Annotated in this window: 10 protein-coding genes and 1 pseudogene; 7 read left to right on the plus strand and 4 right to left on the minus strand. The window is 35.7% G+C overall.

The genetic code is table 11. The annotated features are described in order from the left end of the window. Positions 1–439 precede the first annotated feature (439 nt). From U473_RS15755 to U473_RS12365, 5 genes and pseudogenes are all read left to right on the plus strand, one after another. Positions 440–660 (plus strand): annotated as a pseudogene (locus U473_RS15755) (IS4 family transposase); the annotation flags it as partial. 86 nt (positions 661–746) lie between these two features. Beyond that, entirely contained in the window at positions 747–1,487 is a 741-nt protein-coding gene (locus tag U473_RS12350) for a hypothetical protein (RefSeq protein WP_068726845.1), read from the plus strand. Positions 1,488–1,531: 44 nt separating this feature from the next. Continuing rightward, positions 1,532–2,758, plus strand: a complete 1,227-nt coding sequence (locus U473_RS12355) for a polysaccharide deacetylase family protein (RefSeq protein WP_068726847.1) — start codon at positions 1,532–1,534, stop codon at positions 2,756–2,758. Positions 2,759–2,898: 140 nt separating this feature from the next. Continuing rightward, positions 2,899–3,819: a M23 family metallopeptidase gene (locus U473_RS12360; RefSeq protein WP_068726849.1), complete on the plus strand. Its 921-nt coding sequence runs from the start codon at positions 2,899–2,901 to the stop codon at positions 3,817–3,819. Positions 3,820–3,845: 26 nt separating this feature from the next. Then, a complete protein-coding gene (locus U473_RS12365; protein WP_068726851.1) occupies positions 3,846–4,259 on the plus strand; it encodes a bactofilin family protein in 414 nt (137 codons plus the stop codon). 364 nt (positions 4,260–4,623) lie between these two features. On the opposite strand, the gene U473_RS12370 is transcribed toward U473_RS12365, so the two are convergent. From U473_RS12370 to U473_RS12385, 4 genes are all read right to left on the minus strand, one after another. Further along, positions 4,624–5,295 carry a GNAT family acetyltransferase gene (locus U473_RS12370; protein ID WP_068726853.1) on the minus strand — a complete coding sequence of 224 codons (672 nt, stop codon included), beginning with the start codon at positions 5,293–5,295 and terminating at the stop codon, positions 4,624–4,626. Between the two features lie 16 nt (positions 5,296–5,311). After that, on the minus strand, positions 5,312–5,986 hold the full coding sequence (locus tag U473_RS12375) for a GNAT family N-acetyltransferase (protein WP_068726856.1): 675 nt from the start codon (positions 5,984–5,986) through the stop codon (positions 5,312–5,314). Positions 5,987–6,020: 34 nt separating this feature from the next. After that, positions 6,021–6,878 carry a carbon-nitrogen hydrolase family protein gene (locus U473_RS12380; protein WP_068726858.1) on the minus strand — a complete coding sequence of 286 codons (858 nt, stop codon included), beginning with the start codon at positions 6,876–6,878 and terminating at the stop codon, positions 6,021–6,023. Between the two features lie 169 nt (positions 6,879–7,047). Further along, entirely contained in the window at positions 7,048–7,956 is a 909-nt protein-coding gene (locus U473_RS12385) for a LysR family transcriptional regulator (protein WP_068726860.1), read from the minus strand. Between the two features lie 138 nt (positions 7,957–8,094). On the opposite strand from U473_RS12385, the gene U473_RS12390 reads away from it, so the two are divergent. Together U473_RS12390 and U473_RS12395 are read left to right on the plus strand one after the other, a co-directional pair. Then, complete coding sequence (locus U473_RS12390) at positions 8,095–9,141, plus strand: YeiH family protein (protein ID WP_068726862.1); 1,047 nt, start codon at positions 8,095–8,097, stop codon at positions 9,139–9,141. Positions 9,142–9,177: 36 nt separating this feature from the next. After that, on the plus strand, positions 9,178–9,554 hold a 377-nt coding region (locus U473_RS12395), incomplete at its 3' end, for a universal stress protein (protein WP_068726864.1).

Genomic DNA, 9,554 nt, shown 5'->3' on the forward strand with positions numbered 1-9,554 from the left:
TTGTTTGTATAGGTTTTCTTTTCTTGAAAATATTTATAATATTCAAGCTAAACCATTAATTTAAATTCTATTATTCTTTATTTTAATCTATTTGTTTATTTAAACAACTAATAATTTAGTTTTTAAGACCTAAATTTATCGTCTTTAGTTGACATTCTTCTACATAAATATACAATATAGGTAAGATTATAGTAATTTTAAATATTTTTAATCTTATTATTTCAACTTTCGCAGAGCGATATCTAATATGAAACCTTAAGCCGTAATGCTTAAATAATTATCATATATAACTCTTGAAAAACCTAAATATAATGAAAAACACCTCATGATCATGCAACAAATACATTTTACAAAGGTTTAGAATGCTAACACTTGGATGGACAGATGGCCAAACCTTTATTCCTATAGAATCATCTTATGTCTAGATGGATAGTTTGGTCATACTACAATTGTCTTCTCTCGTTACATTTTACTCGCATGGCAACACCGTTGTAGTCAAGATTTAAGGACGCTTGGTGGAATCTTTTATGAATTTTGTAATGAAATAGGTGAATAAAATTAGGCAATAACACTACAACAATGATTTGAACTAATTGAAGATATTTCAAAAAATCAAATCGTAAAATAACTAAATCGATTAAAAATCAACTACAGCAATGAAACGCAGGTTTACCCAATTATATAAAGGCTTACCTGCCTATTTAAGCATGCGAAAGTTAAATTATTATTTAAGAGGAGATGAAAGTATGACCAAGGACACAAAAAATAAATCTATCGGTTGGTTGAAAGGAGTCCTATCTAATCAAAGCCAATCGGATCAAAGCAGTAAAGAAGAACTGGTTACAACTGCTATATTTGAAGAACAATCTAGTAATATGGAAGAGCCTGAGCAATCAGATATTCCTAGCAATAAGCAGTTATTTTTAAAAGATAATCAGGATAAAGTATCGCTAGATTTAATAGTTTCTGTGGAAAATATGCTAAGTGACCGGCAATTACTTCTTTATAAAAATAAAGCTCTTGAAGACCAATTATATAATGCGAATGAAACAATTAGTCGTTTAAAGCATGACATTGCAAAGAAAGAGCAACTTTTACAGGACAAGAATCAGGAAATTAGCGTATTAGAAAGCAATCTTACAAACAAACAAATGAGCTACGATCAACTTCTTGAAGATTATAAAGACTTTCAATATACTTCAAAACAAGAATTTGATAAAATTTCAAGTCAACTTGAAAAAGAGATTATTAAATATAACAAACTTAATGAAAAATCTACTTACACTGAATATCAAAATATGTTAAAAATCAAAGAACTTGAAGAGAAAATTAGTCATCTAGAAGTTGAAAATCAAAAGTACATAGAACAATACCAAAGAATTCTTGGTGAAAAGAATCAATTAATAGAGACCATTAATGATTTTACAGAGCGGATGTCATTCTCTTTTTCCCCAAAGAAAACTGCATCTACGACTCTATCGGAGTAAACAGGCACCTACAATCTAGTCACGACTAGAGAAAGGGGGTAACCATGTCAGTTTACCATGGAAAACTACTTGAATTATTATCAATCGATAGAAAATCTGATAAATCTTTTTTACGAGTAAGATTATCATTTGAACAAGAAGTTGAACTACTTTGGGAAATTGACCATGATACAGCTGAGAATTTGAAAGCAGTGACTGTATTTGGAGGGAATTATAAATACAGATTGGCCTTTTATGGCTTCTGGGATTCAATTAGAAAGCAAAACGTAAGTTATGTAACAAGAACCTATCGAGATCAAAGCGATAGGTTCTATTTCCTATGCTCCAAAGAATATGTAAAAGGGTTAAACTTTATTAAATGTATCGAACAAATAAATCAAGCTCACACTTTACCATTCTTATATCCAAATCAACCAATTAGTGAACTAGAACTAAAACGAGAAGAAGTAAATTCTAATAGATATAATCGAAAGTTTGCATGGATAGCTGTTACCATGCTCAGTATCATATCCACTATTCTATTCGGATATTCAGGTCATGCTAATATAAATAAGACTGGATTTGATGAAAAAACACCTATAAAAACAGAACTTGCGGTTAATGAAGTTGATTTGAATCAAAAGGATAAAGAGAAACCATCAGCTAGTGAACAAGCAGAAATTGATTCTTCTATTCATCCTAGTATTCCTTTTATAGAACTAAATAAGATAATAAACTACAGTATTCCAGAAGGCTACGTTTCCCTTACCTTCGATGACGGTCCATCTAAATATACAAAGGAAATTATTGATGTATTAAAGAAGTATCAGGTTGGTGGTACATTCTTCTTTATTGGACTTAATGCGAAGAAATATCCTGACTATGTTAAATATGTTAACTCAAACGGTTACTCTATTGGTAATCATTCTTTGAACCATACAAATTTCACGAATCTCTCCTATGAAAAGCAAGAAATTAATCTAATAAAAGCAAATCAAATAATTGAAGAAATTATTCCAGAGACTGTCGTTCTCTTTAGACCACCCTTCGGAGCTAAAAATGAATTAACCATAGATTTAATAAATAAAAACCATAAAAAGATGGTACTTTGGAATAAGGATACGGAAGATTGGAAAGACAATAATCCCGATGAAATTCTTAATTATATACATAACTCTAAAGCATCTGGGTCTATTATCCTTCTCCATGAATCTCAAGCTGTTATAGATGCTTTGCCAAAGATCATTGAATATTTGCAAGGGAAGGATTTACAAATTGTGAGTTTGAGATAAAAAATATTTAAAATATACATAATAACTGTTCCATTCGGACTATTAAAAAAGTCCTAATTTTTTTATATTTTTAAAGGGAATTAACAAAATTCGTCGAATAATACCCTGTTATCATTTTTAAAAGGGGAGCTAAGTAGAAATTGAGGAGAAAAAAGAAGAAATCAAATTTATTAACTATTTTAATTTTATCTAATACTGATAAGCCTGTAATACGTTTGAAATTACCGAAAGTAAGTATCTATATAATGTTTTTATTTGTATTCATTGCTATAGTAATTCTATTTTATGTTTTTAATATAAATAATCAACTACAACAAGAGAATGTCTTGCTATCTAATAATCTTAATATTCAAACAAACAAAATAGATGAGTTACAAGAAAAAATAAAAACTATGGAAGACACTACAACTAAAGCCCAAATCAAAATAAATGAACTTGAAGAAATAGAATCCCAAATGAAAGAATACATGATGGAACTGTCTGATAATATAGACCCACGTGGGGGGATTAGTATACCGATTCCCGAGATAGAATTTGAAAATAGTCAAGAAGAACCTATAAATTCTGATTTACTTTCTATTAAATTAATTGAAAGGTATAAACAAGCCATTGCTGAGATGGAAAAAACAAACAACAAATTAAAGCAGCTTCCAACTGCTTGGCCAGCAAGTACTAATACCATTACATCAAGATTCGGTATACGTAAAGACCCATTTACTAATGTATCTTCTTTCCATACTGGAATTGATCTTGCCGGGCCTACGGGAAATCCTGTTTATGCAGGCGCAGACGGTAAAGTAATTTTAGCCGAATATTATGGCGGATACGGCAAAACAATTATTATTCGTCATTCAAATACGTATAAAACACTTTACGGCCATCTTTCAGAAATAAAGGTTAAACAAGGAGACTCAGTAAAAAAGGGAGAAATTATAGGTTTAATTGGAAATACTGGACGAAGTAGTGGCCCACACCTCCATTATGAAGTGTTTAAAAATGGAAAACCTATTGATCCATATCCTTATATGAATTTTTTAAAACATAACGAAGAAAAACTTTAACATTCTCCCAGGAAAGGAAGCTGTATATGTTTAAAGTAAAAAATAATAAAGCCTTTGAGATCAACACTATTATTGGTTCAGAAACTATCATTGAAGGAAAGATAAAACTTGAAGGAAGTATACGTATTGATGGGAAAATCTATGGGGAAGTTGATAGTACTGGTGACATTTTCATCGGAAAAGAAGGCTATGTTGAACCATCTATTAAAGGAAAAAACATAATCATTGCTGGTGAAGTAAAAGGGAACTTATATACTTCTGGAAAAGTACATATTCAACCAAGTGGTAAGTTAACTGGAAGCGCAACAACAGAAGGAATTATCATCGATGATGGAGGAATATTTAACGGAGAAAGCATTATGGTTCAAAGCGACACTCAACCCTTAGCGAATAAAAAGAAAGCTGCCATAAAAACTAATAATGAGGTGGTAAATGAATGAGAAGTTGAAAGCCTTTTCTGGAAGAAAAAAGATTTTACAATCAAAAATTCTAAAACAAAACAAAAAAATTAATACGATCACAAATAAATTATTGTTTTCGAGAAAATAATACGCCATCTTGATAACGTAAGAAGGGAATTAGACCGTTTGTTTCACCAAATATTTTCCAACATTTTAGACAGATTCCCAAGATTTTGGCACACCAAGAATTGATGTTGATTTCCATTAAATAATTTTAAGGCTACCTCATATGAGTCGTTATTTAACGACCTTTTGAGATAGCCTCTCTTTTTTCAATTGTTTGATTTATAGTTTCACGACATGCTGAAAGTAATTTCTTCCCCTACCTAAGAAGCGGGTTGGGTTAAATTGGCAATAATGCAACGGATTCCCTCGCTTCAAGAAATTCAATCATTTCATTCCACGACTTCGGCTTGTTTGATAAGACGGAATAATAACGTTTCAAAAACTTCACAACAAGAGCCGTTTGCAATTCATCCATGTTATCATCTGTTGGAAGAAAACAAAGGTCAAGCCCTGTTACGGCTTCTCCATCATTGTTCCAGGATGGGTGGACATAAGCGAAATCGAGGCGCTTATATCCAAGGTGAGACAATACCTCCCTACGAACATAGGGATCCATGGTTTTAACCCCACCAAATTCATAATGCTCGATTCGATAGGGATCATAAATTTCGGCAAACATACCATATAATTGCTTTCCATTTGCCGCAGCCAAGGAGTTCAAATCCTCCAACCTCTTTTGAACTAAAAATCGGCCAATACTAAGTCCTGCTTGGCCAATAATCGTAAAATCTGTCATCGCCACATTAAAATCCTCGTAATAGCGATATTCCGTTGCACCGACTACATTCCCTTCGTGAACAGCAACAAACACACGAATTCCCGGATCTTCCAAAGGCTCCTTCCACAGATCGAATTCCAATACTTCTTCGGGAGGAAAAACATGTTGCATCAATTGATGCATTTTTTTAAACAAAGGATCTTCAATATTAGTAATTCTGCGATATTCCATTTCATCATTCTCCTTATTAAAATTTAGGTGTATAAAAAGGATTTTTCCATTCCATCAGTGCTGCATAATTAAAAGATTCTTCATCCTCTAAATAGTTAGCCACCACTTTAACAGGAGTGCGGCCGCAGCGAAGCAGGAAGGTAATAACAGGATCCTTCAATTCTCCTTTTACGACAGCTTCGAGATATTGTTCCGCCGTCATCTCATCAGCTTTTTTATGATAGCCAGGCATTCTACCTCCGCCTAGCAGACGTTCCAATCCCAATTGAACAACGACTTCATACATGGATAGCATCAGCCATTTCCCCAGCCCTAATTTACGATAAGCAGGGCGCACACCAATATCAACGACATAAAGCGTATTCCCGTTCGGATTATGGTTACGAATATATCCATTATCTGTGATCTCTTCCCATGTATGTTCCGGATGGTTAGGGTCAAAATCAACAATTAATCCTGTCATTGATCCCGCAATTTCACCATCAACCTCCACACATAAAGCACCCTCTGGAAAAAGCGTAACATGGTTTTTCAGTTGTTCCGTGTTCCACCATAAATCAGACGGGAATGGTGGTGGAAAACTTTCCTGCTGGATGCGGATTAATCCAGAAAAGTCCTTTTCTTCATAATTTCGGATGACCGCCGGAATAGGTTGATCTTGGTCAAAAACATAGATCTCTTTTCGATACATTCTTCTACCTCCTCTTAAAGCAACTAGCCTCTCCTTATTTCCAATCTGGATAGAGATCTGTGCGGCGATCACGCCAGGTGGTGACGGATCCACTTTCACGAACCTGATATAACAATTCTAAATCCAGATCTGCGGTGACAATCATATCCTGATTGATTTCCCCTTCGACTAAGATGCCTCGAGGCGGGAACGGGATATCGTTAGGTGTAATAATCGCTGCTTGACCGTAATTCGCCCGCATAAAGTCAACTGTGGGAAGAGAACCTACTGTACCAGTAGTGACGACATAGACTTGATTTTCGACTGCTCTCGCATGACTGGTGTAACGGACACGATGGAATCCATGTTGATCATCAGTACAAGAAGGAACGAAAATTACATCAGCTCCCTTAGCCTTTGCCATTCGAACGATTTCTGGAAATTCGATATCATAGCAAGTTAAAATGGCGATAGTTCTCTTGTCGGTCTCGAACACTTGTAGGCCATCGCCAGGAGACATGTTCCATTCCTTTACTTCTGTCGGAGTGATATGAAGCTTTGGCTGTTCGGCAACTCTTCCATCTGGATAGAATAAATGAGCAACGTTGTATAATCGGTCACCCTTACGGATCACATGGGTTCCCCCGATAATGTGCATGTTCGTTTGCTTCGCAAAAGATGAAAATAAATCCCGGTACTGCTCGGTGAAATTGGGTAATTCATTGATGGTTAAGGCTTTTCCTTGATTGTTACCGATAGACATCAATTGAGTTGTAAAAAACTCGGGGAATAAAACAAACTCAGCGCCGAATTCCTCAGCTGTTTTAATATAATGCTCAGATTGTTTAGCGAAATCTTCAAACGAATGTATAGTATAAAGATGATATTGTACTGCTGACACTCTTATTTTCATTAGTTCCTTCCTCCTATGGTTTAGAGTCAAATAATTCGGAGAGTTGAAGTGGAAAGGTCATAGTTCATTTTATATTATAAAAAGCCTGGAATGTTTATCAGCAGCCCTCACTGTTTAATTGCCCATTGATGTGGATCAGGTTGTATCGTGGGAAACCAGTGATAATATGTCAATAATCATTCATATTTAATTCAGGTAAGGCTTCATTCTTCCGCAAGATATCCAAAAAAACCTCCGTGGCTTTCGTATGAAATTGTGTGGCTTGCGTGATTAACGAAAATTTGCGGGAAACGGGAAGTCCATTAATTTTTAGCATCTTTAAAGTACCCAGTGAGATTTCTTTTCGAACAGCCCAATGTGAAAGTAATGTAATACCTAACCCCTCTTTTACAGATTCTTTAATAATTTGAGTACTGCCAAATTCCATGATGTTATGCGGATGAAACTGGAATTTGTCAAACATTTTTTCGGTTGCCTCACGTGTCCCTGAACCTTCTTCTCGGACAATCCATATTTCTTTACTTAATTCCGATATTTGTATTTCCTTTCGATTCGCAAATCGATGGTTGGCTGAGATAATGATAAACATGAGATCCTCTGCAATTGGTTCAATATGTAGCTTCTCATGTTTAAAGTTCCCTTCTACAATTCCAATATCCAATTGATGACTGGCGACCAGTTCCGCGATTTCTTTTGTATTGCCAATGGTAATGGTTGGCTTGATCAATGGATATTGCTCGCGCAAGTGTGCAATAATGTGGGGAAGTACATATTCACCATATGTAGAACTTGCCCCTATTGGTAAATTCCCACTGGCAGTATGCATTAAATCATCCACCAGACACTGCATTCGAGTATAGAGTCCCAATATTTCTTTTGCGTGATGGTAAACAATTTCTCCTGCTTTATTTAATCGTACATATTTATTGTTTCGTTCCAAAAGTTTCGTCCCAACCATTCGTTCAAATGTTTGAATGTATTGACTGACTGCTGGTTGGGTCATGTGCAATTCTTCTGCCGCACGTGTGAAATTCTCCTTTTCTGCTACTGTAACAAAAACAAGTAACGATTGATCCAATATGACTTCCCCCCCACCGATTTTAATACTCAATATTTATTATACCATTTTACTTATTATTATCATCATAATGATTTATTTTCCTTATCTCAAGATGCACATTATCATGGAACTGTAAAGAATAATGGAGGTGGTGGAATGGCTCAAGTGAAAAACAGCGTGCCATTAACAATTGGGGCCAGAATATCAAAGGTAGATCTAAACAAGTTAAATTTATGGATGGGCGGAATTGCTTTTACGTTTGTCATTGCTTTTATGGGTTATGGGTTAGCAAAGGTACCAGGGTTTGATCATGTTGGTCAACTCGCATCTGCGATCATCATTGCTGTTGTGTATCGTCAAATTTTTGGATATCCAGAACCTATACGTCCTGGTATCCAATTTTCAGCAAAAAAATTATTACGGCTTGCCATTATCTTGTTTGGTTTAAAGCTAAATATCGACATTGTTATTCATCAGGGACTTGGTTTGCTTGTACGTGATGTCGGAACGATTGTTTTCTCCATTTTCCTGACGGTTTTATTAGCGAAATGGTTAAAAGCGGATTCGTCCTTATCCCTTCTTCTTGGAATCGGTACAGGGGTTTGCGGTGCAGCTGCCATTGCTGCAGTATCCCCCATTCTAAAAGCTAAAGATGAAGATACAGCGATTGGAGCCGGTATTATTGCCTTAGTAGGTACTGTATTTGCCATCGCATACACCATTTTAAGACCTTTCATCGACTTAACGGGCATTCAATACGGTATCTGGTCGGGTGTAAGCTTACACGAAATTGCGCATGTTGCATTAGCGGCGGCTCCTGCTGGTCAAGACGCATTGGCAATTGGCTTATTGGCAAAATTGGGGCGGGTCTTCCTACTTGTTCCACTCAGTTTTATCTTGATGTATTGGATGAAACGTAGAGGGAAAGAACAATCAGACACAAAAATCGAGTTCCCTTGGTTCTTGATTGGATTTATCGTAATGAGTTTCTTCGGCAGCTATGTTCTTGGCAAATATCTATACGTTCCGAAGACTGTGATGAACGATGTAGCGGATTTTACAACATTTGTTTTAACCATGGCAATGGTGGGACTCGGGGTAAATGTAAGCCTTAAAGATCTCCGAACGAAAGCATTGCGACCGCTTATTGCTATGTCGATTACGTCGGTCGTTCTATCCTTCTTAACGTTTGTTGCCATGTAATTGGTTTTTATACAACGAATGAGAGGGTGGTTATAAATGAAAAGAATTTTATTTGCAACTGATGGTTCGGAATACTCTGAACATGCGGCACGGATGACAGGAGAATTTTTAGATGCTTGGCCTGAAGCAACTGCTATTGTTTTATACGTCACTGCCAAAGAAAATTATGCTTATGACTTAGTGCCTGATGTAGTCGATCGCTATGAAGAACACCTTGCGCAACAAATTCAAACCGATGTTATGGAACGCTTATTTGATAAATGGCAAAATCGTGTTCAATTCTTGCATCTTACGGGGCATCCGAGCATTACAATCTGTGAAGTTGCCAAAAAAAAGCAGGCAGATTTAATTGTTGTAGGAAGTCATGGGAGAGGCATGGTTGATCGTGCCTTATTAGGCAGTGTTTCACAAGG

This window comes from Tepidibacillus decaturensis (genome assembly GCF_001561915.1).
Classification (GTDB): domain Bacteria; phylum Bacillota; class Bacilli; order Tepidibacillales; family Tepidibacillaceae; genus Tepidibacillus_B; species Tepidibacillus_B infernus.

Coding starts and splice junctions, on each gene's coding strand:
- U473_RS12350 (WP_068726845.1), top strand. CDS start 747: ATGACCAAGGACACAAAAAATAAATCTATCGGTTGGTTGAAAGGAGTC.
- U473_RS12355 (WP_068726847.1), top strand. CDS start 1,532: ATGTCAGTTTACCATGGAAAACTACTTGAATTATTATCAATCGATAGA.
- U473_RS12365 (WP_068726851.1), top strand. CDS start 3,846: ATGTTTAAAGTAAAAAATAATAAAGCCTTTGAGATCAACACTATTATT.
- U473_RS12370 (WP_068726853.1), bottom strand. CDS start 5,295: ATGGAATATCGCAGAATTACTAATATTGAAGATCCTTTGTTTAAAAAA.
- U473_RS12375 (WP_068726856.1), bottom strand. CDS start 5,986: ATGTATCGAAAAGAGATCTATGTTTTTGACCAAGATCAACCTATTCCG.
- U473_RS12380 (WP_068726858.1), bottom strand. CDS start 6,878: ATGAAAATAAGAGTGTCAGCAGTACAATATCATCTTTATACTATACAT.
- U473_RS12390 (WP_068726862.1), top strand. CDS start 8,095: ATGGCTCAAGTGAAAAACAGCGTGCCATTAACAATTGGGGCCAGAATA.